Here is a 24,645-nt window from a genome sequence, read left to right as displayed (position 1 = left end):
GACGAAGGTTGCGACGGCGCTCACAGCCCCGCCTCCGCCAGTCGCAGGAGGGTGACTGCGGAGAGCGCCGCGCGCTCGGCTAGGCTGTCGACGATCAGAAATTCCTCCGGAGAATGGATCGCGCCGCCGCGCACGCCCATCGTGTCAATCACTGGCGTGCCGGCGGCGGCGATGTTGTTGCCGTCGCACACGCCGCCGGTGTCGCGCCAGGCGATGTCGAGGCCGAGATCTGCCCCCGTCGCCTTGACGAGCGCGAACAGCCGCGCTGCGCCGGGATCGATCGGTTTGGGGGGGCGGTTGAAGCTGCCGTGAACCTCGATCCGCACGTCGTGCGCGGCGGCGATGTCGGTGACCGCCGCATCGATCGCGGCGCGCGCGCGGGCGATCTCGTCGAGGTTGGCGGGGCGGAAGTTGATCCGCAGAACGGCGAGATCGGGCACCACGTTGTTCGGCCCGCCGCCGTCGATCCGCGCGGGATTGACCGCCAGCCGGGGGCCGCGTGCCTCGCTGAGCTGGAGCGCAAGCGCGGCCGCGGCGACGATCGCGTTGCGGCCGTCCTCGGGGTTGCGCCCGGCGTGCGCCGATCGCCCACGCACCACGATCGAGAAGTTCCCCGTGCCGCCGCGCGCGCCGGCGAGCGTGCCATCGGGCAGGGCGGGCTCGTAGGTGAGCGCGGCGAGTTTGCCGCGCGCCGCCTCGGCGATCAACGCGGCGGAGGAGAAGGAGCCGGTTTCCTCGTCCGAGTTGATGACCACGTCATAGCCGATCGGGCATCCGACCGCCTCGATCGCTTCGAGCGCGGCGAGCATGACTGCTAGGCCGCCCTTCATGTCGGCGACTCCGGGGCCGTTGATCGTGCCGTCCGGGCGATCGACTAGCGCCTGGAACGCATGATCCGCCGGATAAACGGTATCCATATGCCCTGTCAGCAGCAGCCTCGCCGGGGCTTCGTGGCGGACGCTCAGCCGCAGGTGCTGGCCGTGCGCGATCGGCGCGACATGGCCATCGACGCCGACGCGCTCAGCCGGCGCTGGATCGATGAAGCGAAGGTCGCCGGGCAGCGCCGAAAACGCATCAGCCAGCTGCGACGCTACCTCCGCTAACCCCCCGAGATTGCCCGTTCCGCTGTTCACCGCCGCCCAGGCGCGCGTCCGCGCGAGCATCGGCGATGCGCTCGCCTGCTCGATCGCTTGCCGCTCGATCCCGTTCGTCCCCGCCATCGCCATCTGCTAGCGCAAGCGCGCAAAGGCGGCCACCCCCGGGGTATCTGCGCCTTGCCCGATGCCGCCGCCGGGCCTATGGCGACCGCGTTCTTCTCGCAGGTGCGAGATAACCCCGAAAGAGCGTTAATGGTTGACCTGTCGCAATATCTGCCGATCCTGATGTTCCTGGGCGTTGCGCTCGTCCTGTCGTCGGCGTTCGTGTTCCTGCCGATGGGCATTTCGCGGCTCACCGGGGCGCACAAGCCGACGGTCGAGAAGCTCAGCGAATACGAGTGCGGCTTCCCCGCGTTCGAGGACAGCCGATCGCAATTTGACGTGCGTTTTTATCTGGTTGCGATCCTTTTCATCATCTTCGATCTCGAAGCGGCGTTCCTATATCCCTGGGCAGTAAGCGTGTTCGATCTCGGCTGGACCGCTTGGATCAGCATGATGATCTTCATCGGTGAACTCGCGCTCGGGCTGGTCTACGCCTGGAAGAAGGGCGCGTTGGATTGGGAATGACCATGAACTCCGGCCCCGTCGAACTGCCGCGCGATGCGAGCGCGATCTCCAGCCCAACTGGCGTGCTGGCGCCCGACCAAGGTTTCTTCAACGATCTCAACGGCGAACTGACCGACAAGGGCTTCCTGGTCACCTCGACCGAGGATCTGTTCCAATGGGCGCGCACGGGCTCGCTGTGGTGGATGACGTTCGGGCTCGCGTGCTGCGCGGTCGAGATGATCCACGTCAACATGCCGCGCTATGATCTCGAACGCTTCGGCGCGGCGCCCCGCGCCAGCCCGCGCCAGTCGGATGTGATGATCGTCGCAGGTACGCTCTGCAACAAGATGGCCCCGGCATTGCGCCGTGTGTACGATCAGATGTCCGAGCCCAAATACGTCATCTCGATGGGCTCGTGCGCCAATGGCGGCGGCTATTATCATTACAGCTATAGTGTCGTGCGCGGGTGCGACCGCGTGGTGCCGGTCGACATCTACGTGCCGGGTTGCCCGCCGACCGCCGAGGCGCTGCTGTATGGCATCATGCAGCTGCAGCGGAAGATCCGCCGTTCGGGGAGCATCGAACGGTGAGGGCGCCGGCGCCGGCCTATGCCGCCGACCTCAACGAGGCGACGCTCGATGCGGCGCGGGCGGCGATTCCGCACGGGCTGGTCGATGCGTATGCGCACGTCGGCGAGGTGCAGCTGCACGTCCACCGCGATCATCTGATCGCGGCGCTGACGGCGCTGCGCGACACGCCGGGGCTGGAATATCAGCAGCTGATGGAGATCGCCGGCGTCGACTATCCCGAGCGGGAAGAGCGGTTCGAGGTGGTCTATTGCCTGCTGTCGCTGACGCGCAATCATCGCCTGCACGTGCATGTCACCGCCACCGAGGACACGCCGGTGCCGTCGGTCACGGACATGTGGCCGGTCGCCGGCTGGCTCGAGCGCGAGGTGTACGACATGTACGGCGTGCTGTTCGAGGGCAACCGCGATCTGCGCCGGATCCTCACCGATTACGGCTTCCGCGGGCATCCGTTCCGCAAGGATTTCCCGCTCACCGGCTATGTCGAGGTGCGGTATTCGGAAGAGGCGAAGCGCGTCGTTTATGAGCCGGTCAAACTGGCGCAAGATTTCCGCACATTCGATTTCATGAGCCCGTGGGAAGGCGCCGAGTACGTTCTTCCCGGTGACGAGAAGGGCATGATGCCGCAGGCCAAGGGCGCGCCGACGCCGGCGACGGCAGACCAGATCCAGAAGGCCGACGCAGCGCAGAGCAAGACGCAGTCACCCGCCGCGTCGAGCGAACCGTACGCCAAGAAGACCGCGGAAAGCTCGGCCGATACCGGCGCGGGCAAATCGCATCCCGGGATCGGCGAAAAGCCGAAGGATAGCGACGTGAATCCCGGCAAGGGAGGTCAGAATCAATGACCGACACCATGGTTGATCCGAACATCGATCCCGCAGTCGCAAAGACGGTGCATGCGACCGACGGCGCGCACCCGACCGATGGCGATGTCGCGATCCAGAACTATACGATCAATTTCGGCCCGCAGCATCCCGCGGCGCACGGCGTGCTCCGGCTGGTCATGGAGCTCGATGGTGAGATCGTCGAACGGATCGATCCGCATGTTGGGCTGCTTCATCGCGGCACCGAGAAGCTGATCGAGTACAAGACCTATCTGCAGGCGATCCCGTATTTCGACCGACTCGATTATTGCTCGCCGATGTGCATGGAGCACACGTTCGTGCTCGCGATCGAGAAATTGCTCGATCTCGAAGTGCCGATCCGTGCGCAATATCTGCGCGTGTTCTTCGCCGAGCTGACGCGCATCCAGAACCATCTGCTCAATCTCGGCAGCCATGTGATGGACGTCGGCGCAATGACGCCGAACCTGTGGCTGTTCGAGCTGCGCGAGGACACCTACGGCTTCTACGAGCGTGCGTCGGGCGCGCGGATGCACGCCAATTACTTCCGCCCCGGCGGCGTGCGGCAGGACGTGCCGCTCAAGTTGCTGACCGATATTGCCGACTGGCTCGATACGCGGCTGCCGCGGCTGTTCGAGGACGCCATCAGTCTCGTCGCCGACAATCGCATCTTCAAGCAGCGTAACGTCGATATCGCGGTGGTGAGCCGCGACGATGCGATCCGCTGGGGCTTTTCCGGCCCGATGATCCGCGCAGCCGGCATCCCGTGGGATTTGCGCAAGTCGCAGCCGTACGACGTGTACGCCAAAATGGATTTCGACGTTCCCGTCGGCACCAAGGGCGATTGCTACGATCGCTTCATGGTGCGCGTCGAGGAGGTTCGCCAGTCGGCGCGGATCATGAAGCAGTGCCTGGCCGAGATGCCCGAGGGGCCGATTGCCAGCCTCGATCGCAAGGTCGTGCCGCCGTCACGCGGCGAGATGAAGCAATCGATGGAAGCGCTGATCCACCACTTCAAGCTATTCACCGAGGGCTTCCACGTGCCCGCGGGCGAAGTATATGTCGCCACCGAGAGCCCGAAGGGCGAGTTCGGCGTCTATCTGGTGTCGGATGGCAGCAACAAGCCGTACCGCTGCAAGATCCGCCCGACCGCGTTCAGCCATTTGCAGGCGATGGACTTCATGAGTCGCGGGCACATGCTGGCGGACACGACCGCGATCCTGGGCGCGATGGATATTGTTTTTGGTGAATGTGACCGCTGATGGCTGACGCGCCCAAGATCCCTGACGAAGCCGAGACCCGCGCGCGCTGGGGCGCGTTCGCGTGGAACGACGAAAACCGCGAGAAACGCAATGCGATCCTCGCGCGCTATCCGGCCGGGCGCGAGCAATCCGCCTCGATCCCGCTGCTCGATCTCGCGCAGCGGCAGGTTGGCGCTGAAACGCAGACGCAGGGCTGGTTACCCGTTCCGGTAATCGAGTTTGTCGCGCGCGAAATCGGCGTGCCGTACATGCGCGTCTATGAAGTCGCGACCTTCTACACGATGTTCAATTTGGCGCCGGTCGGCCGCTATCATGTGCAGGTTTGCGGCACGACGCCGTGCATGCTCGCCGGCAGCGACGATGTGTTCGCCGCTTGCAAGAACCGCGGGCTGACGAAGGGCGCGACGACGCCCGACGGGCTGTTCACGCTGACCGAGGTGGAATGCCTCGGCGTATGTGCGAATGCGCCGATGGTGCAGATCAACGACGATAACTTCGAGGACCTCGATTACGACCGCACCGCCGCGGTGCTCGACGCGCTCGCCCGCGGCGAGATGCCGGTGCCGGGATCGACGATCGGCCGTCGCGCGAGCTGCCCCGAGGGCGGCCCGACGACGTTGAAGGAAATGGTCGACGCCAACCACGATTATCGCGGGGAGTGGGCCAATGGCTGAGGTCGACCCCGCGCTGATCTACGAGGTTCTCAAGAAGATCCAAATCGACGTCGCCGACATCAAGGCCGACATCGGTGAACTAAAGATTCGCGCGACCGCCACGGACGAGCATCTTTCCGGGCTCTTCATCTCCACGACCGGTATCAACAATCGGATGGATCGGTTCGATGGCCGGCTCGATCGTATCGAGCGACGGCTCGATTTGACGGACGCACGCTGATGCTCGCTGATAAGGACCGCATCTTCACCAACGTCTACGGGTTCCAGCCATGGAACCTAGCGGCGGCGCGTGCGCGCGGTGATTGGGACAATACCAAGGATTTGCTCGCGCGCGGGCAGGATGCGATCATCGACGTGATGAAGGCATCGGGGCTGCGCGGCCGCGGTGGCGCTGGCTTTCCGACCGGCACCAAATGGTCGTTCATGCCCAAGGAACCCAAGCCCGACCGGCCGAACTTCCTGGTCATCAACGCCGACGAATCCGAGCCCGGCTCGTGCAAGGACCGCGAGATCATCCGCCACGATCCGCACAAGCTGATCGAAGGCGCGCTGGTCGCGGGCTTCGCGATGCGCGCGCGGGCGGCGTATATCTACATCCGCGGCGAATATATCCGCGAGGCCGAGGTGCTGTTTGCGGCAGTGGCCGAGGCGTATGACGCAGGGCTGGTGGGCAAGAACGCCTGCGGCTCGGGCTATGACTTCGACGTATTCGTTCACCGTGGCGCTGGCGCGTACATCTGCGGCGAAGAGACCGCGATGCTCGAAAGCCTCGAGGGCAAGAAGGGCCAGCCGCGGCTCAAGCCGCCGTTCCCTGCCGGCGCGGGGCTGTATGGCTGCCCGACGACGGTGAACAACGTCGAGAGCATTGCCGTCGGGCCGACGATCCTGCGGCGCGGTGCGGAATGGTTCTCGAGCTTTGGCGCGGAGAACAACCGCGGCACGAAGCTCTTCCAGATCAGCGGGCATGTGAACAAGCCTTGCGTGGTCGAGGAAGCGATGAGCATCCCGTTCCGCGAGCTGATCGAGAAGCATTGCGGCGGCATTCGCGGCGGGTGGGACAATCTGCTCGCGGTGATCCCCGGCGGCTCGTCGGTGCCGCTGGTGCCGGCCGCGCAGATCATCGATGCGCCGATGGACTTCGACGGGTTGAAGGCAGTTGGTTCGGGGCTCGGGACCGCGGCCGTCATCGTCATGGACAAGTCGACCGACGTCGTCCGTGCGATCGCCCGCTTGTCGTATTTCTACAAGCATGAGAGTTGCGGCCAGTGTACGCCGTGCCGCGAGGGCACTGGCTGGATGTGGCGCGTGATGGAGCGGCTGCGCACCGGAGACGCGGATATTTCCGAGATCGACATGCTCCAGCAAGTGACCAAACAGGTCGAGGGCCATTCGATCTGCGCGCTGGGCGATGCCGCGGCGTGGCCGATCCAGGGCCTGATCAAGCATTTCCGCCCCGAGATCGAGCGGCGCATCACGGAACGACAGGGTGGTGGCCTGGCGCCGATGCAGGAGGCGGCGGAGTGACGCGCGCCTGTTTGCCTGCCGCAATGGCAACGGTGCTGGCCGTCGGCCCGGCTGTTGCGCAAACGCCGCCGGGATCATTCGGACGGTCATCGAATGTGGTGACTCAGTCGGACCTGAGCCGGCAGATGGCACTGTGCGCGCTGCGTCTCAATCGGGATGCGTCGCGTCGCTTCATCCTCGCGCAGGGTGACGATGCGGAGAAGCGCAAGTCGGTCAAATCATTTCACGCCACGATGGTCACGTGCCTGAGCGGTGCCCGATCGGCGACGCTCGACCCGATTTCGGTCGAAGGCGCGTTCGCAGAAGCGCTGATGCAGGAAAATGATGGGGCGCTGCTGACGAAAGCCGCTGGCTTGCCGGCTGTTGACCCCGTGCGGATCGTGCCGACGCAAGGGTCGTCGGCGCAATATGGCGTCGTCGAATGTGCGGTTCGCGCACGGCCGGATGTGGCGGCGCGCATGCTTCGATCGAAGCCGGAAACCGTGGAAGAGGCCGGCCATTTTCGCGAGCTAGCCCCGGCGCTTCAGGGCTGCGTGCCGTTGACGGGAAAGATTTCGTTGAAGCCATTTCACGTTCGCTCGCTGGTCGCAGGAGCGCTGTACCGGCGTGTGACGACCGACGCTGGCGTGGCTGGCCGCCTATCCGATGGACGTGACAATGCCCAAGCTTAAGGTCGACGGCGTCGAGATCGAGGTGCCGCAGGGTGCCACCGTGCTGCAGGCGTGCGAGCTTGCCGGCAAGGAGATCCCGCGCTTCTGCTATCACGAGCGGCTGAGCATTGCGGGCAATTGCCGCATGTGCCTGGTCGAGGTGAAGCCCGGCCCGCCCAAGCCGCAGGCGTCGTGCGCGCTGCCGGCGGCGGAAAACCAGGAGATCTTCACCAACACGCCGATGGTGAAGAATGCCCGCGAGGGCATCATGGAATTCCTGCTGATCAACCATCCGCTCGATTGCCCGATCTGCGACCAGGGCGGCGAGTGCGACTTGCAGGATCAGTCGATCGCTTATGGCCGCGGCCATTCGCGCTACGCCGAGAACAAGCGCGCCGTCACCGAGAAATATATGGGGCCGATCGTCAAGACGGTAATGACGCGGTGCATCCAGTGCACGCGCTGCATCCGTTTTGCCGAGGAAGTCGCTGGCGTCGAGGAGATCGGCGCGATCTATCGCGGCGAAAACATGCAGATCACGTCCTACCTCGAAGAGGCGGTGACGAGCGAACTCAGCGGCAATGTGGTCGATCTGTGCCCGGTCGGCGCGCTGACGTCGAAGCCCTATTCGTTCGAAGCGCGGCCGTGGGAACTCACCAAGACGCTGTCGATCGACGTGATGGACGCGGTCGGCACCAATATCCGGCTCGACAGCCGCGGTCGCCAGGTGCTGCGCGCGCTGCCGCGGACGAACGACGACGTCAACGAGGAGTGGGCGACGGACAAGACGCGCCACGCGGTCGATGGGCTGGTGCGGCGGCGGCTCGACCGTCCGTTCATCCGCCGCGCCGGCAAGCTCGTGCCCGCGACGTGGGACGAAGCCTTTGCGACGATCGCTGACGTGGCGAAGAGTGCCGGCGGCAGCGTTGCGGCGGTGGCCGGCGACCTCGTCGATTGCGAGACGATGTTCGCCGCCAAGGCGCTGCTCGCGTCGCTCGGCTCATCGCTGCTCGAAGGGCGGCAGACGGGGATGGATTATGACACGTCGAGCCTCGGCGCGGTCAATTTCAACAGCACCATTGCCGGCATCGAGCGCGCCGAAGCGATCCTGCTGATCGGGACGAACCTCCGCTGGGAGGCGAGCCTCGTCAACACGCGGATCCGCAAGGCGATCAAACGTGGCGCAAAGGTTTGGGCGATCGGCCCGGAGACCGAGCTGACGTATAAGGCGACGTGGCTCGGCAGCGACCTGGCGGTGCTCGGCGACTTGCCCGAGGCGCTGACCGAAGCGTTTGGTGCGGCCGAGCGCCCGGCGGTGATCGTTGGCGGTGGCGCGCTGAAGGGCGCGCACGGCGCTGCGCTTGGCCTGGTCGAGACGCTCGGGCTGATCAAGGATGGCTGGAACGGCTTCAACGTCGTCCACATGGCGGCGAGCCGGATGGGCGGGCTGATGCTCGGCTATGCGCAGCCCGCCGGCATCGCTGCGTTGCATGACGCCAAGCTCGCCTTCTTCCTGGGCGCCGACGAGTGCGACTTCTCCGCCTTCACTGGCTTCAAGGTCTACGTCGGGCATCATGGCGACAAGGGCGCTGCTGCGGCGGATGTCGTGCTGCCGGGCGCGAGCTATGCCGAGAAATCGGGCACGTGGGTGAACCTCGAGGGACGCGTCCAGCGCGGCAATCGCGCGGTTTTTCCGCCGGGGGATGCGCGCGAAGATTGGACGATCTTCCGCGCGCTTTCCGCCGTGCTTGGTGCGGTGCTGCCGTTCGACACGCTCGGCGAACTGCGCGCGGCGATGGCGCTCGATTGCCCTGAGCTCGCCAACGAGGGCCTCGTGACGTTCGCCTGGAACCCGCCGTCGCTCGATAGGACGGCGCAGGGCGTGATGCAGGGCTATCCGATCAAGGATTTCTACCTCACCAACGCGATCTGCCGCGCCTCACCGACGATGCAGCGCTGCTCTGCGGAGTTGGTGCATGGCGAGACGCTCGCGGAGGCGACGGAGTAATATGACGCAGTTCTTCACCTCCTACGGCATGGATTATGGCTGGGCGTGGTTCCTTGCCACGCTGATCGGCATCCTCGTCATCGCGTTTCCGCTGATGCTGGCGGTGGCGATGATCATTTATGCCGATCGCAAGATCTGGGCGGCAATGGCGCTGCGGCGTGGGCCGAACGTCGTCGGGCCGTTCGGGCTGCTGCAGTCGTTCGCCGACGGGCTGAAGGTGTTCCTGCAGGAGACCATCATCCCGAGCGCGGCGAACCGCGGCCTGTTCCTGCTCGCGCCGATTATCACTTTTACCGTCGCGCTGATCGTTTGGGCGGTCGTGCCGTTCGATCTCGGCGTGGTGCTGGCCGACATCAACGTCGGGCTGCTCTACATCCTCGCGGCCTCGTCGCTGGGTGTGTACGGCATCATCCTCGCGGGCTGGGCATCGAACTCGAAATATCCGTTCTTCTCCGCCATTCGCGCTGCGGCGCAGATGGTGAGTTATGAAGTTGCGATCGGCTTCGTGTTGGTTTCGATCGTGATGTGGGCGGGATCGTTCAACCTCACCGCGATCGTCGAGGCGCAGCGCGGCGTGCTGAACACGCCGATCAACGGCTTCTTCCTGAACCCGTTGCTCTTCCCGATGGCAGTAGTGTTCTTCATCTCGTCGCTGGCGGAAACGCAGCGCGCGCCGTTCGACATGACCGAGGCGGAGAGCGAGCTCGTCGCCGGTTACCAGACCGAATATTCGTCGATGAGCTTCGCGCTCTACTGGCTCGGCGAATATGCCAACGTGCTGCTGATGTGCACGCTGAACGCGACGCTGTTCTTTGGCGGCTATCTGCCGCCGCTCGATTGGGCGCCGCTGTACGCCGTTCCCGGGATCATCTGGCTGTTCGCCAAGATCCTGTTTTTCTTTTTCCTGTTCAGCTGGGTCAAGGCGACCGTGCCGCGGTATCGTTATGATCAGCTGATGCGGCTCGGCTGGAAGATCTTCCTGCCGCTCTCGCTGTTCTGGGTGTTCCTCGTGTCCGGCGTCCTGATGCTCGACCGGGTAGGAATCTGACGATGTCCATCGCTTCGACGATCAAGGCTTTCACGCTCTGGGAGTTTCTGAAGGCGCACGCGCTGACCTTGCGGTACTTCTTCAAGCCCAAGGCGACGATCAACTATCCGTTCGAGCGCAACCCGCTCAGCCCGCGGTTCCGTGGTGAACATGCGCTGCGCCGCTACCCGAACGGCGAGGAGCGCTGCATCGCGTGCAAATTGTGCGAGGCCGTCTGCCCGGCGCTCGCGATCACGATCGAGGCCGAGCCGCGCGACGACGGCAGCCGCCGCACGACGCGCTACGACATCGACATGACGAAGTGCATCTTCTGTGGGCTGTGCCAGGAGGCCTGCCCGGTGGACGCGATCGTCGAAGGGCCGAACCTCGAATATTCGACCGAGACGCGCGAAGAGCTGATCTACGACAAGGCCAAGCTGCTGGACAATGGCGACCGATGGGAGCGCGCGATCGCGGCGAACATTGCCGCCGATGCCGCATATCGATAGGCGGCGCGCGATGATTCACAACATTTCGATCCTCCCCGGTACGGGGAGGGGGACCGCGAGCGTAGCTCGTGGTGGAGGGGGCGCGCCGCGAGCGCACCGCCTGCCGCACGCCCCCTCCACCATGCTGCGCATGGTCCCCCTCCCCGTTCCGGGGAGGACCGCATGATCCAAGCCATCGCCTTCTACATCTTTGCGGTCGTCGTGCTCGTGTCGGGCGCGATGACGATCGCGTCGCGCAACCCTGTGCACAGCGTGCTGTGGCTGATCCTCGCGTTCTTCAACGCCGCCGGGCTGATGGTGCTCGTCGGCGCCGAGTTCATCGCGATGCTGCTCGTGATCGTCTATGTCGGCGCGGTCGCGGTGCTGTTCCTGTTCGTCGTGATGATGCTCGATATCGACTTTGCCGAGATGCGTGCAGGCGTGGTGCGTTACTTCGGCATCGGGCTGGTGCTCGCCGTAGCGCTGGTGTGCGAGATTCTGATCGCGGTCGGCGCATGGAGCGCGGGCGGGGTCGACCTTGCACGCCGCGGCGCGCCAGTCGATCCGACGGTGCCGAACATCGAGGCGATCGGGCAGCTGCTCTACACGCGCTATTTGTTCGTGTTCGAAGGGGCGGGGCTTGTGCTGCTCGTCGCGATGATCGGCGCGATCGTCCTGACGCATCGCCAGCGCCAGGGTGTCCGCCCGCAGAACGTCGCGAGCCAGGTCGCGCGCCGGCCGCAGGATGCCACGCGCAACATGCGGCCCGAGATAGGCCAGGGAGTGCAGCTGTGAACGCGCAGATCGGGCTCATCCACTATCTCGTCGTGGCGGCACTGCTGTTCACGATGGGCGTGCTGGGCATCTTCCTGAACCGCAAGAACATCATCGTCATCTTGATGGCGATTGAATTGATCCTTCTGGCAGTGAACATCAATCTCGTCGCGTTCAGCGCGGCGCTGAACGACCTCGTCGGCCAGGTGTTCGCGATGTTCGTGCTGACCGTCGCCGCGGGCGAGGCAGCGATCGGGCTCGCGATCCTCGTCATCTTCTTCCGCGGCCGGGGCTCGATCTCGGTCGATGATCCCAGCCGGATGAAGGGCTGACCGACCTGTGACTTCGATATCCTTCATCGTCTTCCTGCCGCTGCTCGCCGCGATCGTCGCCGGGCTCGGCAATCGTTCGCTGGGCAATGTCGCCGCCAAGGGCATCACCACTGGCGCGCTGTTCATCGCGTGCGCGCTGTCGTGGCCGATCTTCATCGGTTTCATGACCGGCGGCCTCTCGGCATCGGTGACACCGGTGCTGCACTTCATGACCTCCGGCAGCTTTGACGTATCCTGGGCGCTGCGCGTCGATGCGTTGACCAGCGTCATGCTCGTGGTGATCACCAGCGTTTCGGCGCTCGTCCATTTGTATAGCTGGGGCTATATGGACGAGGATCCGGATCAGCCGCGGTTCTTCGCGTATCTCTCGCTGTTCACCTTCGCGATGCTGATGCTGGTGACGGCGGACAATCTGATTCAGATGTTTTTCGGTTGGGAAGGCGTCGGGCTCGCGAGCTATCTGCTGATCGGCTTCTGGTTCAAGAAGCCGAGCGCGAATGCCGCGGCAATCAAGGCGTTCGTCGTCAACCGCGTCGGCGACCTTGGCTTCATGCTCGGCATCTTCGGCACCTATCTGGTATTCGATACCGTCTCGATCCCCGAGATCCTGCGTATGGCGCCGGAGATGGCCGGATCGACGATCGGCTTCCTCGGTGCACGCTTCGATACGATGACGGTGCTGTGTCTGTTGCTGTTCGTCGGCGCGATGGGCAAGTCCGCGCAGCTCGGCCTGCACACCTGGCTGCCCGACGCGATGGAGGGCCCGACCCCGGTGTCGGCGCTAATCCATGCCGCGACTATGGTCACCGCTGGCGTGTTCATGGTCTGCCGCCTGTCGCCAATGTTCGAAACCTCGCCGACCGCGCTGGCGGTTGTGACGGGTGTCGGCGCTGCGACCTGCATCTTCGCGGCGACGATCGGTACGACGCAGACCGATATCAAACGCGTGATCGCCTATTCGACCTGTTCGCAGCTCGGCTACATGTTCTTCGCCGCGGGCGTCGGCGCCTATGGCGCGGCGATGTTCCACCTGTTCACGCACGCCTTCTTCAAGGCGCTGCTGTTCCTGGGTGCCGGATCGGTGATCCATGCGATGCACCACGAGCAGGATATGCGCTTCTACGGTGGGCTGCGTAAGCATATCCCGATCACATTCTGGGCGATGCTGCTGGGCACGCTCGCGATCACTGGCGTCGGCATCTACGGCCTCGGCGGATTCGCGGGCTATCATTCGAAGGATGCGATCCTCGAAGTGGCCTGGGCTTCGGGCCGTGGGCAGGGCGCCTTCTGGGTCGGCACGATCGCGGCGCTGCTGACGAGCTTCTATTCGTGGCGGCTGATGTTCCTGACCTTCTGGGGCAAGCCGCGCTGGGCCGGATCAGAGCACATCCAGCACGCGGTCCATGATGCGCACGGCCACGGCCATGACGCGCACGCGCATGATGATCCGGCCACCGAGGACGCAGGCCATTCGCCGCACGCGCATGCGGCCGGTGCCGACCAGGTGCCGACGGGCACGGCGGGGTACCATCCGCACGAAAGCCCGTTGCCGATGCTGATCCCGCTGATCGTGCTGTCGGTCGGTGCGGTGTTCGCGGGCTTCGTGTTCAACCACTGGTTCATCGAGCCCGAGGCGGGCGAGGCGTTCTGGCGCGGGTCGATCGCGTTCGACGAGCATCTGATGCACGAAATGCACGAGGTGCCATTGCTGGTGAAGCTCGCCGCGACGATCGTGATGCTGATCGGCCTTGCGGTCGCGTGGATGGCGTACATTTGGCGGACCGACATTCCGGCGCGCTTCACCGCAACGTTCGACGTCATCTACAATTTCGTCGCCCACAAATGGTATTTCGACGAACTGTATCACTTGCTGTTCGTCCGCCCCGCCTTCGCGCTCGGCCGGTTGCTGTGGCACACCGGTGACGAGGGGACGATCGATCGGCTGGGGCCGAACGGATCGGCCTGGGTCGTGGCGCAGTCGAGCCGGCTCGCGGGTCGTGTGCAGACGGGCTATGTCTATACCTATGCCTTCGTGATGCTGATCGGCCTCACCGCCGCGGCCACCTGGGTGATCGCAGGATGATCCGGTCCACCTTCACACCGTTCGGGCTGAGCTTGTGACTTCCTTTCCCATTCTTTCGCTCATGCTCGCGATTCCGGCGATTGCAGCCGTCGTGTGCCTGTTCCTGTCGCCGCAGGGTGCGCGCTGGCTCGCGCTAGGTGCGACGCTGGCCGATCTCGCGCTTGGCGTGATCCTGTGGCTCAGCTTCGACATCGGCGGCGCGCAGTGGCAGTTCGTGGAATATGCCCCGGTGTTCGGGCGGTTCGCCTGGGCGCTCGGCATCGACGGCTATGCGCTGCTGCTGATTGCGCTCAGCGTGTTCCTGATGCCGATCTGCATCGGCGCATCTTGGCAGGCGATCGAGAAGCGCGTGCCGGAATATATGTCGGCGTTCCTGCTGACCGAAGTGCTGATGATCGGCACCTTCGCGGCGCAGGATATCTTCCTGTTCTACATATTTTTCGAAGCCGGCCTGATCCCGATGTATCTGATCATCGGCATCTGGGGTGGCGCGAACCGGATCTACGCGTCGTACAAGTTCTTCCTGTACACGCTGCTCGGCTCGCTGCTGATGTTCATTGCCATGCTCTACATGAGCATCGCGGCGGACACGACGTCGATCCCGGTGCTGATGGCGTACGACTTCCCGGCGGATGTGCAGACGTGGTTGTGGCTGGCCTTCTTCGCCTCGTTCGCGGTGAAGATGCCGATGTGGCCGGTCCATACATGGCTCCCCGACGCGCACGTGCAGGCGCCGACTGCGGGTTCGGTGATCCTCGCCGGCGTGCTGCTGAAGCTCGGCGGCTACGGCTTCCTGCGCTTCAGCCTGCCGATGTTCCCCGAGGCGTCCGCGTCGCTAGTGTGGCTGGTGTTCGGGCTCAGCGCGGTGGCGGTGATCTACACTAGCCTCGTCGCCCTGGTGCAGTCCGACATGAAGAAGCTGATCGCCTATTCGTCGGTCGCGCATATGGCGATCGTGACGATCGGGCTGTTCGCGTTCAATGCTCAGGGCATCGAGGGCGCGATGATGGTGATGCTCGGCCACGGGCTCGTCTCGGGCGCGTTGTTCCTGTGCGTCGGCGTGATCTACGATCGGCTGCACACGCGCGAGATCGCGCGTTACGGTGGCCTTGCGATCAACATGCCGCGTTATGCGATCCTGTTCCTGTTGTTTACGATGGCCTCGGTCGGCCTGCCCGGCACGAGCAATTTCGTTGGCGAATTGCTGGCGCTGATGGGCGCGTATCAGGTGTCGACCACGATCGCGCTGCTTTGTACCACGGGGATCATCCTGGGTGCGGCGTATATGCTGTACCTGTATCGTCGCGTCGTGTTCGGCGAGATCAAGTCGGAAGAGGTGCGCGCGATGTCGGATCTGTCGAGCCGCGAGCTGTGGCTGCTCGCGCCGATCGCGGCGGTGGTGCTGTGGATGGGCATTTATCCCGAAAGCTTCCTCGCGCCGATGCGCGCCGATACGGCGCGGCTGCTCGCGCGGATCGAGCGAGCGCGGCCTGTCGGTGACTCGCTGCCGACGCCCGGCACCGGGATCATCCCGGCCGCGCATGCCGAAAGCGCGGCACATGTAACCGCCCCCGGAAAGGCGCACTGATGGACTATGCATCGCAGATCGCGATGACCTTGCCCGAGGTCGTGCTGGCGCTCGGTGCGCTGGCGCTGATGATCGTTTCCGCCTGGGCCCCATCGGCGACGCGGCTCGCGTCGTGGACGGCGGTTGCCGTGCTGGGCGGGGCGTGCCTGGCGCTGATCGGGCCGGCGACGACGGGCGGCGCCGCGTTCGACGGCATGTATCGTGCCGATGCTTTTGCCGGCTTTACCAAGGTGCTGATCTACGTTGCGGCGGCGGTGTCGATCCTGCTGGCGCCGAGCTTCTTCGAGCGCACCTCGGGTGACGATCTTCGGCCGGAGTATCCGGTGCTGATCCTGCTGTCGGCGATCGGCATGGGCATCATGGTATCGGCGGGCGACTTGCTGACGCTGTACATCGGGCTCGAGCTGCAGAGCCTCGCGGCGTACGTGCTCGCGAGCTTCATGCGACAGGATGCGCGGTCGGCAGAGGCGGGGCTGAAGTATTTCGTGCTCGGCGCGCTCGCGAGCGGCATCCTGCTTTATGGCATCAGCTTGGTCTATGGCTTCACTGGATCGACCTTGTTCGACGAGGTGGCGGGGGCTTATGCCGGGGCGACGCTGACGGGTGATGCCAAGTCGATCGGGCTACTGTTCGGCCTCGTCTTCGTGTTCGCGGGTCTCGCGTTCAAGATCAGCGCGGTGCCGTTCCACATGTGGACGCCGGATGTGTACGAAGGCGCGCCAACGCCTGTGACGGCGTTCTTCGCCTCGGCGCCGAAGGTCGCGGCGATGGGGCTGGCGGCGCGTGTCGCGATCGAGGCGATGGGGCCGGCAGAGGGGCAGTGGCGGCAGATCGTGATCTTCGCCGCGCTGGCGTCGATCATCTTCGGCGCGGTCGCCGCGATCGGCCAGAGCAACATCAAGCGCCTGCTTGCGTATTCGTCAATCAACAACGTCGGTTTCGCGCTGATCGGCCTTGCGGCCGGGACGCCCGAGGGCGTCGCGGCGGTGCTGACGTATATGGCGATTTACGTCGCGATGACGCTCGGCAGCTTCCTCGTCGTGCTGCAGATGCGCGATGCGACCGGCCAGCCTCTCGAATCCGTTTCCGCGCTTTCCGGCCTGTCGCGGACGCGTCCGGCGCTCGCGGCGGCGTTGGCGATCTTTATGTTCAGCCTGGCGGGAATCCCGCCGCTGTTCGGTTTCTGGGCGAAGTTCGCGGTGTTCGATGCGGCGGTGCGCGCGGGACTGTTCCCGCTGGCGGTGGTCGGCATCGCGGCGAGCGTGATCGGCGCTTATTACTATCTGCGCGTCATCAAGACGATGTACTTCGACGAGCCCGGTGAGCCGCTCGGCGCGGGTGACCGGCTCGAAGGCGGCATGATCGCCGTCGCCGCGGTGGCCGTGTCGCCGCTCGGCTATCTTGCGATCCCGCTGCTCGGTGGCTGGTCGATGGCTGCGGCAAGAGCGCTGTTCTGACACGCATCCTGACCGTCGCGGAGACTGGATCGACCAACGCAGACTTGCTTGCGCTGGCCGCGGACGGGGCTGAGGAAGGTGTCTGGCTTCGCGCCGAGCGGCAGACGGCTGGGCGCGGGCGGCAGGGACGATCGTGGAGTTCGCCAGTCGGCAACCTCTACGCGAGTACCTTGGTGCGTGTCCGCGCGAATGATCCGTCGCCTGCGTCGCTGGCGCTCGTCTGCGCCGTAGCGCTGGCCGACACGATCGGCACGCTCGGCTGCCCGGCGGTGACGATCAAATGGCCCAACGACCTGTTGCTCGACGGCGCGAAGCTGGCCGGCATCCTGCTCGAGCGTAGCGGCGATGCGATCGTGGCGGGGTTCGGGGTCAATCTCGCGAGCCATCCCTCGATTGAAGGTCGGGTGACGGCGAGCCTTGCCGGGCGGCTGTGGATCCACTCCGCGGGCGAGTTGTGCGAGCATCTCGCGGCCGAGTTCGCGCGATGGCACGCAATCTGGCGGCAGCAGGGCTTGGCTCCTGTCGTCGCGCGGTGGGAGGCACAGGCGCATCCGCCCGGCACCCCGCTGACCGCCAATCTGGCGGATGGCACGTCGCTGACCGGCGCGTTTGGCGGGCTGGCGGCGGACGGCGCGCTGCGGCTGCGCTTGGCGGATGGCACCATGCATGTCATCCATGCCGCCGACGTATTCCTGGTCTAGGGGAGGGGAGAACCATGCTGCTCGCTGTCGACGCGGGGAATACCAACATCGTCTTCGCCCTGGTGGACGGGCGCGAGATCAAGGCGCGCTGGCGCATTGCGACCGACCCACGCCGCACCGCGGATGAATATGCCGTGTGGCTTAGCCAGTTGCTGGCGCTGGAGGGATATGAGCGCAAGCAGGTGGACGCCGTGATCGTATCCACCGTCGTCCCGCGCGCGCTGCACAACCTTGAAGTGCTGTCGCAGAAGTATTTCGGCACGCAGGCGCTGATTGCGGGCCGCCCGCCGGTGGAATGGGGCGTTCCGCTCGATGTGGACGAGCCGCAGAGCCTTGGCGCAGACCGCGCCGTCAACACGATCGCGGCGCATGCGCTGCACCCGGGCGACCTGATCGTCATCGATTTTGGCACAGCGACGACGCTCGACGTGTCGGACTTCAACGGCGCCTACAAGGGCGGGATAATCGCACCGGGGATCAACCTGTCGCTCGACGCGCTGGTCAACGCCGCCGCGAAGCTGCCGCGGATCGCGATCGAAGCGCCGAAGGATAATCTCAGCGTGATCGGCCGCAACACGGTCGATCAGATGAACATCGGCATCTACTGGGGCTATATTGCGATGATCGAGGGGCTGGTCGGGCGGATGAAGGCCGAGATCGGGCGCCCGGCCAAGGTGATTGCGACGGGTGGGCTGGCGACGTTGTTCGAACAGCATACCGACGTGTTCGACGCGATCGAACCGGATCTCACGATCCAGGGGCTGGCGATCATGTGGGAACGTGCCCATATCGCCGGGTGACATAGCTTTCAGACGATCGTCATGCCGGGCCAGCCCCGGCGTCCATGCCCGCCCGATGTTTCAACGCACCCGTTAAACGGGCGCGCATGCGGGCGAGCGGATTTGGATTGCATCCGGAATGGCGACAAGAATTGGGGAACGGCCTCGCCCAGACACGAGGCCAGACATCGCGTGGCGTGCGCAGGCCGCCCGCAATCCTGGCGTATGCCGGGATGACGACTAAGGATTAGAACGATTTCCAAGAACGACGAACTTCTCTTCTGCGCCCTCGGCGGCTCCGGCGAGATCGGCATGAACGTCAACCTATATGGCACGCGTGGCCGCTGGGTGATGGTCGATTGCGGCGTGACCTTTGCCGATCATGCCTATCCCGGCATCGACCTGGTGCTGCCCGACCTGTCGTTCATCGAGGATCGGCTCGAGCAGCTCGAAGGCATCGTCATCACGCACGGGCATGAGGATCATATCGGCGCGCTGCCGTATCTCGCCGATGATCTCGGGGTGCCGATATACGCCACGCCATTCACCGCCGGGCTGATCCGCCACAAGCTGGACGAGGAGCGGATCGCCGATCGCATCGACCTGCGCGTGATCCAGCCGGGCGCGCCGTTCAAGGTAGGGCCATTCGGGTTCGAATTCGTGCCGCTGATGCATTCGATCCCCGAATCGAACGCGCTGATCATCGAGACGGCGGCGGGCCGCATATTCCACACCGGCGACTGGAAGCTCGACGATGCGCCGGTGATCGGCAAGCCGGTGAGCGCGGCGCAGATGACGGCGATCGGCGATCGCGGCATCGACGTGCTCGTGTGCGATTCGACGAACGTGTTCAACGTCGAGGCATCGGGATCGGAAAGCGACGTGCGCACCGGGCTCGGTGAAGCGATCGCCAAGGCACGTGGCCGCGTGATGGTGACGACATTCGCGTCGAACGCCTCGCGCATTCAGACGCTAGGCGAAGTGGCGAAGGAAACCGGGCGCGCGCTGTGCGTGGCCGGACGCTCGCTCGATCGCATCATCAAGGTGGCGCGGGCATGCGGCTATCTGCGTGACTTGCCCGAATTGGTCACCGCCGACGCCGCGATGCGGATGCCGCGCGACAAGGTGCTGATCATCGCCACCGGCGGCCAAGGCGAGCCGCGCGCGGCGCTCGCGCGGGTTGCCGAGGGCAGCCACCAGATCCGGCTCGACGAGGGCGACACGGTGATCTTCTCGTCGAAGGAGATTCCCGGCAACGAAGTGGCGATCGGCCGCATTCAGAATATCCTCGCCGGCCGCGGTGTCCTGATGGTCACCGAGAAGCAGGCGCACGTTCACGTTTCTGGCCATCCAGGCCGGCCGGAATTGGCCAAGATGTACAGCTGGCTGCGCCCCGAGCTGCTGATCCCGGTTCATGGCGAGATGCGGCATCTGATGGAGCAGGCGCGCTACGGCCTGTCCGAAGGCATTCCACAAGCGATCGTCCAGACCGATGGCGACATGATCCGGCTCGCGCCGGGCAAGCCGCAGAAGATCGGCAACGTGCCGGTCGGCCGGTTGGTGCTCGACGGTGACGTGATCCTGCCGGCCGATGGTGCGACGATCAACGAACGGCGGCGGCTTGGCGTGAATGGCCAGATCTCGGTTGCGGTCGCGGTGTCGCGCGAGGGGCGGCTGGCGGGTCGCCCGCAGGTGCGCTTCCAAGGCGTGCCGGTCGAGGAGGAGCGCAGCGCGTTCATCGCCGAGGCCGAGGATGCAGTGGAGGAGGCCGCGCGCGGCAAGTCGCGCGATCGCGATCGGCTGCGCGAGGACATCCGCCTTGCCGTGCGTCGCTGCGCCACGCGCTGGACGGGCAAGAAGCCGGTGGTCGACGTACTCGTCGTCGAGGTCTGACGCACCATGCGGTGGACGTCGGCACTCGCGATCTACATCCTGTTCTGGTCCTTCTCGGTGTTTCTGGTCCTGCCGTTCGGCGTGCGGACCAGCGAGGAGGCGGGGGTGGCGCACATCCCCGGCCAGGCGGAAAGCGCGCCGCACGAGTTTGCGCTCGGCCGCGTCTTGTTGCGGGTGACGATCGTCGCGACGACGCTGTTCGGATTGTATTACGCCAATTACGTGTACGGCTGGGTAACGCCCGATATGGTGGACATGACGAAGTACTGACGTCGCCGTGTGGGCGGCGGCGGGGGACTTAGCGCAGCCGTTCGATCGCTTGCGCCAGGGCGACGTAAAGCTTGCCCATGTCCGATGACAGCAACGTCACGCCCAGCGGTGAGCCGTCGCGCTGGGTGAGGATCGTGCGCAGCATCGATTCGAAATCGTGGATGTAGCGGTTGACCTGATCGCGGAAGGCATAGTCATCATCGTAGAGCCGCGCGATGTCGCGTTGGCCAACGCCGTCGAGCAGCCGCACGGCCCGCCGCGTGAAGACGCCGCGATCGCCCTTGAGGTATGCTGCCCAGGCGCTGTCCGCGACTTCGGGCGCAAAAGTCCGCGTGATGTCGATCGCGGCCGAGTTCAGCGCCTCGATCAGCAGCGACGCACGGCGCGCGAAGCTCTCCTGGTTCGCCTCGTCGTGCTCGGCCCGCGCGACTTCGAGCCGCGTGTCGACTAGCGCGGTTGCGGTGTCGATCGCGTGGATCTGCCGGTCGAGCCGTTCCGCCGCGCGGTTCGCTGCATTGACCGCGGTCTCGGCGGTGACCGCGATCTGCGCGATCTGCCTGTCCAGCCCGGCATCCACCGCGCGCCGGAGCGCCGCCGCCCCTGACTTCTCCAGCGCTTCGGCCGCTTCCGGGATGACTTTTGCCAGCACCTCGCGCGCATGTTCTGCCGCCTGCGTCGCGGTATCGCGGACGCGAAGCAGCGCTTCGAGCAGGCGTGGTGCGGCCTCTTCCGCGAAACGGTTCGCGCGGTCGCTTGCCTCGTCCACCATTTGGCCCATCGCATCAGCCTTCGCGCGGCCGGTGGCGAGCGAATCGAGCAAGGTGCCGGTGAGCGTATCGACGTTGCGGCGCTGATCGGCGATCACTTGCGCAATTGCTTCGATTGCATCGTGCGTGCTTTCCGCCGCAGTGACGAGTGCGAGCAACTCGGGCTTGGCGGCGACGACGACTGCCTTGGCCGCGATAACGCGCGCATCGAGCCGATCGACGGCGGCGGGCAGCGTCTCGTCGATCTCGCGCGTCGCGGCATCGAGCGCGACCAGCAGATTGTCGGTCGTCGCGATGGCCTTAGTGGCCATGGCGTCGCCCGCGGCGAGCGCTTGCGTCATGGCATCGGCGGAACCGCCCAGCGCGCTGATCGACGCGGCGAGATGCTGCGAGCGTTCGACGCCTTGGTGGTGGAGGCGGTCGAGCTGAGTCTCGACGCGCGCGATCCCGCCTTCGAGCGTGCCGACGAGGCCGTCACCGGCCGCGCGCTGCACGTCGAGCCGCGCGGCGATGCGGTCGATCACGATCTCGATCACGCCGATGCGTTCGGCGAGCGACTCGGCGGTCTCGCGCGCGGCGGCATCGAGCGCGGCCTGATTGGCGCCGACCATCGCGAGCATCGCTTCGCCCTGCGCCGCGATCCCCTTGCGCGACTCATCGACCGCGTCGGCAATTCGCGCGAGCAGAGCATCGACCGCCACCGACATCTCCCCGGTCACGCCTTCGAGCCGCACGCCCGCAGTTTCGCTGGTCGCTTCCATCCGCGCGATGTGCGCCGCCAGCTTCTGTGCTGCGCCGCCAGCGATCGTTTCCGCCTCGCGTCCGCGCTCGCCGAGCGCCACCACCTGAGCGTCGAGGGCGGCGGTGTGTTCGCCCGCGGAGAGCCCGGCGAGGTCGATCTTGCCCGCCATGGCATCGACCTCGGCTTGCGCGCGGGGCATCGTGGCGAGCAGCACAGCGAGGTTATTTTGGGCCGTGCCGGCAGCTTCGGCGAGCGAGCGGGCGTGGACGTCGGCCTGGTCGATTTCCTCGGAGAGGCCGCGGCCGATTGCCGCGAGCCGCGCCGTCGCGCCATCGCCGATCGCACTGAACTGGCGCACCTGATCGGCAAGGCGATGACGATTGTCTTCGAGCGCACCGGCGAGCGTTGCGACGGTCTGTTCGAGTGCGGCTGCTTCGGCGCGCATCGCCCGTGCCGAAGCGCCGAAGCGGGTCGCTTCCGCCCGGCTTGTGCGCAGCGCGATCAGCCAGGCGATTCCGGCCAGGGCTGGCACCGTGGCGAGCGCCGCGCCGAATTGGGCGAGATCGAGTGCTGACATCGATCCGAACGTGTTTCGAGCCATCCACAACAGTGCGACTACCCAAGCGGCTGCGACCGTCGCGAGCACGATGGGTGCGCCCGATCGCCAGAGTGACGGCGCGACATAGCCTCCGCCTGCGGCGTCACTGTCATCGGCAAGAGCGTAATGCTCGAAGATATCTGGAGTCGGCTCGGGCTCTGGCATGCTGATCGCCTCGCCGGTCTCGCGCGTGCGGATGTCGATGATCGATGGCCCCCCGGTCATGTTACAGGGTCTAACACGGATTTGCGGGCCACAAAGCGAATAGCGGCAACCTGCGGTTAAGCGTTGCAGGATAGCGTCGCATCAATGGCCTATGATCCCGGTGCGATCGACGCGACGCTTGCGGCCGCCGTGGGAGACGATCCCGCGCTGATCGCGGAGCTGCGCGCGGCGTTCCTCGAAAGTGCGCAGCGTGGACTGGCGGCGATCGAGCAGGCGAACGACGATGAGGCGTGGCGATCGGCGGCGTGGCGGCTGAAGGGGCTGGCAGCGAGCTTCGGCGCGGTGCGATTGATGACGATTGCGACGCGAGCGACCGAGGCATCTGCTGGCGATGTCGTGTTGCTGAAGCGGTTGCGGCGAGCAGTGGCGCAGCTGTAATCTTGCTCCGCTCGCGAGAGCGGTGCGAGCCTCGAGCGGCAAGCCGTTGCCGAGGCGGGGGACTTTCCTTAACAGCGCGCGATGCTCGCCGGGCTGATCTTTGCCGTACAGGATGCCGACGACCGTCCCGGTGCGCTCGCGGCGACGCTGCCGTTCGCGGGCATGACGGTGATCGAATATCAGGCGCGACTGCTTATCGGCGCCGGGGTATCGCAGATCGTGATCGTCGTCGCGCGGCTGACGCCTGAGCTGCTCGGCGCGATCGCGCGGATCGGGCGGCGCGGCGTGACGGTGGACAATGTGCGCAGCGCGGCGGAGGCGGCGGCGCGGCTGCACCCCCTGTCGCACCTGCTGGTACTGGGCGACGGGCTCGTCACGACCGAGGCGGTGCTTACGCCGCTGGCGCGCGAGGAGGGCGACGCGCTGCTTGTCGTTCCCGAGCGCGAGGCGGCGGCTCATTATGAACTGATCGGCGGTGGCGATGCGTGGGCGGGCATCGCGCGCCTCGATGGGGGGCGGCTGGCGGAAGTGGCTGCGATGCCGCGCGATTATGACGTGCAGTCGGCGTTGCTCCACGCGGCAGCGCAGGCGGGTGCGGCGCGGCTGACGCTGCCTGACGACGACCGCCGCGCCGGGCATGGGATCGAGCGGCGTGGCGACATGCTGGAGGCGCGCAGCCGTGCGGTCGTGAGTGCCTCGCTTGCGGCGCGCACGGGGTGGTTCGATCGCTGGATCGTTCGCCCACTCGCGCGGCTGACGTTGCCGGCGCTGATGCGTCGCCATGTGCCGAGTGGGGCGATCGGGGGCGGGGCCGCGGTGCTTGGGGCAGGCGGGTTGCTTGCCCTGGGGGGCGGGCAGCTCACGATCGGGTTGATCGCGGCGCTTTTTAGCGTGGCAATTGCCAAGCTGGCGGCGAGCTTTGCCTGGCTGCGCGACGAGGCGGCGATGACGCTGGCGATGACGATATTGGTCGCGGTCGTGCCGGCAGGCGCTGCCGTGCTGCTGGGTCATGCGATCGATGCCGAAACGGGCGAGCTGACCGGGCTGGTTCTGGCGCTTGCGCTTGTCACTGCGGGAGGGTTGGGCGAGCGCGCGGCGACCCGAGATCGGCCAGCCGCCTGGGGCGATCCGTCCGCCTATCTCGTCGTGCTCGGTGCCTTTACCCTGCTTGGCTTTCCGATGCTCGGCCTTGTGGCGGCGACGCTCTACGCGGCGGTAACGCTTGGTTTCGCGATCGAAGTTCTTCGCCGCCAACCTTAGCAGCACTTTAACGACTAGCGCGGTAAGAGTGCC

Annotated in this window: 24 protein-coding genes; 22 read left to right on the top strand and 2 right to left on the bottom strand. The window is 65.6% G+C overall.

Translation table 11 applies throughout. The annotated features are described in order from the left end of the window. Positions 1-20 precede the first annotated feature (20 nt). Positions 21-1,220, bottom strand: coding sequence for a hydrolase (locus tag LLW23_RS05595; protein WP_228947786.1), 1,200 nt, complete (start codon positions 1,218-1,220; stop codon positions 21-23). 129 nt (positions 1,221-1,349) lie between these two features. Between LLW23_RS05595 and LLW23_RS05590 the strand changes: the two genes are divergently transcribed. From LLW23_RS05590 to LLW23_RS05495, 20 genes are all read left to right on the top strand, one after another. Further along, positions 1,350-1,724 carry an NADH-quinone oxidoreductase subunit A gene (locus tag LLW23_RS05590; RefSeq protein ID WP_228947785.1) on the top strand — a complete coding sequence of 125 codons (375 nt, stop codon included), beginning with the start codon at positions 1,350-1,352 and terminating at the stop codon, positions 1,722-1,724. 2 nt (positions 1,725-1,726) lie between these two features. After that, positions 1,727-2,293, top strand: a complete 567-nt coding sequence (locus LLW23_RS05585) for a NuoB/complex I 20 kDa subunit family protein (protein ID WP_228947784.1) — start codon at positions 1,727-1,729, stop codon at positions 2,291-2,293. Next, positions 2,290-3,135, top strand: coding sequence for an NADH-quinone oxidoreductase subunit C (locus LLW23_RS05580; protein ID WP_228947783.1), 846 nt, complete (start codon positions 2,290-2,292; stop codon positions 3,133-3,135). Before LLW23_RS05585 ends, LLW23_RS05580 begins: the two co-directional genes overlap by 4 nt. Then, positions 3,132-4,394 carry an NADH-quinone oxidoreductase subunit D gene (locus tag LLW23_RS05575; RefSeq protein WP_228947782.1) on the top strand — a complete coding sequence of 421 codons (1,263 nt, stop codon included), beginning with the start codon at positions 3,132-3,134 and terminating at the stop codon, positions 4,392-4,394. The genes LLW23_RS05580 and LLW23_RS05575 overlap by 4 nt, the downstream gene beginning before the upstream one ends. Continuing rightward, positions 4,394-5,068 (top strand): complex I 24 kDa subunit family protein, encoded by a 675-nt coding sequence (locus tag LLW23_RS05570; RefSeq protein WP_228947781.1) that lies wholly within the window; start codon positions 4,394-4,396, stop codon positions 5,066-5,068. The genes LLW23_RS05575 and LLW23_RS05570 overlap by 1 nt, the downstream gene beginning before the upstream one ends. After that, positions 5,061-5,288, top strand: coding sequence for a hypothetical protein (locus LLW23_RS05565; RefSeq protein WP_228947780.1), 228 nt, complete (start codon positions 5,061-5,063; stop codon positions 5,286-5,288). The genes LLW23_RS05570 and LLW23_RS05565 overlap by 8 nt, the downstream gene beginning before the upstream one ends. Continuing rightward, complete coding sequence (nuoF, locus tag LLW23_RS05560; RefSeq protein WP_228947779.1) at positions 5,288-6,592, top strand: NADH-quinone oxidoreductase subunit NuoF; 1,305 nt, start codon at positions 5,288-5,290, stop codon at positions 6,590-6,592. Before LLW23_RS05565 ends, nuoF begins: the two co-directional genes overlap by 1 nt. Further along, on the top strand, positions 6,589-7,263 hold the full coding sequence (locus tag LLW23_RS05555) for a hypothetical protein (protein ID WP_228947778.1): 675 nt from the start codon (positions 6,589-6,591) through the stop codon (positions 7,261-7,263). The genes nuoF and LLW23_RS05555 overlap by 4 nt, the downstream gene beginning before the upstream one ends. Continuing rightward, positions 7,250-9,250, top strand: a complete 2,001-nt coding sequence (gene nuoG, locus LLW23_RS05550; protein ID WP_228947777.1) for an NADH-quinone oxidoreductase subunit NuoG — start codon at positions 7,250-7,252, stop codon at positions 9,248-9,250. The genes LLW23_RS05555 and nuoG overlap by 14 nt, the downstream gene beginning before the upstream one ends. Before the next feature lies 1 nt (position 9,251). Next, positions 9,252-10,298: an NADH-quinone oxidoreductase subunit NuoH gene (gene nuoH / locus LLW23_RS05545; protein WP_228947776.1), complete on the top strand. Its 1,047-nt coding sequence runs from the start codon at positions 9,252-9,254 to the stop codon at positions 10,296-10,298. Positions 10,299-10,300: 2 nt separating this feature from the next. Then, complete coding sequence (gene nuoI, locus LLW23_RS05540) at positions 10,301-10,786, top strand: NADH-quinone oxidoreductase subunit NuoI (protein ID WP_228947775.1); 486 nt, start codon at positions 10,301-10,303, stop codon at positions 10,784-10,786. A gap of 162 nt (positions 10,787-10,948) precedes the next feature. Beyond that, positions 10,949-11,560: an NADH-quinone oxidoreductase subunit J gene (locus LLW23_RS05535; RefSeq protein ID WP_228947774.1), complete on the top strand. Its 612-nt coding sequence runs from the start codon at positions 10,949-10,951 to the stop codon at positions 11,558-11,560. A gap of 53 nt (positions 11,561-11,613) precedes the next feature. Next, complete coding sequence (gene nuoK / locus LLW23_RS05530; RefSeq protein ID WP_066781550.1) at positions 11,614-11,871, top strand: NADH-quinone oxidoreductase subunit NuoK; 258 nt, start codon at positions 11,614-11,616, stop codon at positions 11,869-11,871. Between the two features lie 7 nt (positions 11,872-11,878). Further along, a complete protein-coding gene (gene nuoL, locus LLW23_RS05525) occupies positions 11,879-13,954 on the top strand; it encodes an NADH-quinone oxidoreductase subunit L (protein ID WP_228947773.1) in 2,076 nt (691 codons plus the stop codon). A 34-nt stretch (positions 13,955-13,988) separates the two neighbouring features. Then, the gene (locus tag LLW23_RS05520) at positions 13,989-15,542 is read left to right on the top strand and encodes an NADH-quinone oxidoreductase subunit M (RefSeq protein WP_228947772.1); all 1,554 of its coding nucleotides are present in this window, start codon (positions 13,989-13,991) and stop codon (positions 15,540-15,542) included. Continuing rightward, positions 15,542-16,999 carry an NADH-quinone oxidoreductase subunit NuoN gene (gene nuoN / locus LLW23_RS05515; RefSeq protein WP_228947771.1) on the top strand — a complete coding sequence of 486 codons (1,458 nt, stop codon included), beginning with the start codon at positions 15,542-15,544 and terminating at the stop codon, positions 16,997-16,999. Before LLW23_RS05520 ends, nuoN begins: the two co-directional genes overlap by 1 nt. A gap of 44 nt (positions 17,000-17,043) precedes the next feature. Continuing rightward, positions 17,044-17,700, top strand: a complete 657-nt coding sequence (locus LLW23_RS05510; RefSeq protein WP_228947770.1) for a biotin--[acetyl-CoA-carboxylase] ligase — start codon at positions 17,044-17,046, stop codon at positions 17,698-17,700. A gap of 14 nt (positions 17,701-17,714) precedes the next feature. Continuing rightward, positions 17,715-18,500, top strand: a complete 786-nt coding sequence (locus LLW23_RS05505; protein WP_228947769.1) for a type III pantothenate kinase — start codon at positions 17,715-17,717, stop codon at positions 18,498-18,500. 291 nt (positions 18,501-18,791) lie between these two features. After that, positions 18,792-20,372 (top strand): ribonuclease J, encoded by a 1,581-nt coding sequence (locus LLW23_RS05500; protein ID WP_408642019.1) that lies wholly within the window; start codon positions 18,792-18,794, stop codon positions 20,370-20,372. A 6-nt stretch (positions 20,373-20,378) separates the two neighbouring features. Then, complete coding sequence (locus tag LLW23_RS05495; protein WP_228947768.1) at positions 20,379-20,642, top strand: DUF1467 family protein; 264 nt, start codon at positions 20,379-20,381, stop codon at positions 20,640-20,642. Between the two features lie 28 nt (positions 20,643-20,670). Here the strand turns inward: LLW23_RS05495 and LLW23_RS05490 are convergent, their stop codons facing one another. After that, positions 20,671-22,974: a coiled-coil domain-containing protein gene (locus LLW23_RS05490; protein ID WP_228947767.1), complete on the bottom strand. Its 2,304-nt coding sequence runs from the start codon at positions 22,972-22,974 to the stop codon at positions 20,671-20,673. 84 nt (positions 22,975-23,058) lie between these two features. On the opposite strand from LLW23_RS05490, the gene LLW23_RS05485 reads away from it, so the two are divergent. Further along, positions 23,059-23,352 carry an Hpt domain-containing protein gene (locus LLW23_RS05485; RefSeq protein ID WP_228947766.1) on the top strand — a complete coding sequence of 98 codons (294 nt, stop codon included), beginning with the start codon at positions 23,059-23,061 and terminating at the stop codon, positions 23,350-23,352. Between the two features lie 81 nt (positions 23,353-23,433). Next, positions 23,434-24,612 (top strand): glycosyltransferase family protein, encoded by a 1,179-nt coding sequence (locus tag LLW23_RS05480; RefSeq protein WP_228947765.1) that lies wholly within the window; start codon positions 23,434-23,436, stop codon positions 24,610-24,612. Positions 24,613-24,645 lie beyond the last annotated feature (33 nt).

Source organism: Sphingomonas radiodurans (genome assembly GCF_020866845.1).
GTDB classification, from domain to species: domain Bacteria; phylum Pseudomonadota; class Alphaproteobacteria; order Sphingomonadales; family Sphingomonadaceae; genus Sphingomonas; species Sphingomonas radiodurans.
Note: the sequence above shows the minus strand (reverse complement) of the source record. Positions and strands in the feature narration are given on the sequence as shown.

Bases quoted from the DNA above. Each gene is read 5' to 3' on its own strand.
- nuoI (WP_228947775.1), top strand. From the start codon at position 10,301: ATGTCCATCGCTTCGACGATCAAGGCTTTCACGCTCTGGGAGTTTCTG.
- LLW23_RS05495 (WP_228947768.1), top strand. From the start codon at position 20,379: ATGCGGTGGACGTCGGCACTCGCGATCTACATCCTGTTCTGGTCCTTC.
- nuoH (WP_228947776.1), top strand. From the start codon at position 9,252: ATGACGCAGTTCTTCACCTCCTACGGCATGGATTATGGCTGGGCGTGG.
- LLW23_RS05575 (WP_228947782.1), top strand. From the start codon at position 3,132: ATGACCGACACCATGGTTGATCCGAACATCGATCCCGCAGTCGCAAAG.
- LLW23_RS05490 (WP_228947767.1), bottom strand. From the start codon at position 22,974: ATGACCGGGGGGCCATCGATCATCGACATCCGCACGCGCGAGACCGGC.
- LLW23_RS05505 (WP_228947769.1), top strand. From the start codon at position 17,715: ATGCTGCTCGCTGTCGACGCGGGGAATACCAACATCGTCTTCGCCCTG.
- LLW23_RS05500 (WP_408642019.1), top strand. From the start codon at position 18,792: ATGAACGTCAACCTATATGGCACGCGTGGCCGCTGGGTGATGGTCGAT.
- nuoN (WP_228947771.1), top strand. From the start codon at position 15,542: ATGGACTATGCATCGCAGATCGCGATGACCTTGCCCGAGGTCGTGCTG.
- nuoF (WP_228947779.1), top strand. From the start codon at position 5,288: ATGCTCGCTGATAAGGACCGCATCTTCACCAACGTCTACGGGTTCCAG.
- LLW23_RS05570 (WP_228947781.1), top strand. From the start codon at position 4,394: ATGGCTGACGCGCCCAAGATCCCTGACGAAGCCGAGACCCGCGCGCGC.
- nuoK (WP_066781550.1), top strand. From the start codon at position 11,614: ATGGGCGTGCTGGGCATCTTCCTGAACCGCAAGAACATCATCGTCATC.
- LLW23_RS05480 (WP_228947765.1), top strand. From the start codon at position 23,434: ATGCTCGCCGGGCTGATCTTTGCCGTACAGGATGCCGACGACCGTCCC.
- LLW23_RS05485 (WP_228947766.1), top strand. From the start codon at position 23,059: ATGGCCTATGATCCCGGTGCGATCGACGCGACGCTTGCGGCCGCCGTG.
- nuoG (WP_228947777.1), top strand. From the start codon at position 7,250: ATGCCCAAGCTTAAGGTCGACGGCGTCGAGATCGAGGTGCCGCAGGGT.
- LLW23_RS05585 (WP_228947784.1), top strand. From the start codon at position 1,727: ATGAACTCCGGCCCCGTCGAACTGCCGCGCGATGCGAGCGCGATCTCC.
- LLW23_RS05590 (WP_228947785.1), top strand. From the start codon at position 1,350: ATGGTTGACCTGTCGCAATATCTGCCGATCCTGATGTTCCTGGGCGTT.
- LLW23_RS05595 (WP_228947786.1), bottom strand. From the start codon at position 1,220: ATGGCGGGGACGAACGGGATCGAGCGGCAAGCGATCGAGCAGGCGAGC.
- LLW23_RS05565 (WP_228947780.1), top strand. From the start codon at position 5,061: ATGGCTGAGGTCGACCCCGCGCTGATCTACGAGGTTCTCAAGAAGATC.
- LLW23_RS05535 (WP_228947774.1), top strand. From the start codon at position 10,949: ATGATCCAAGCCATCGCCTTCTACATCTTTGCGGTCGTCGTGCTCGTG.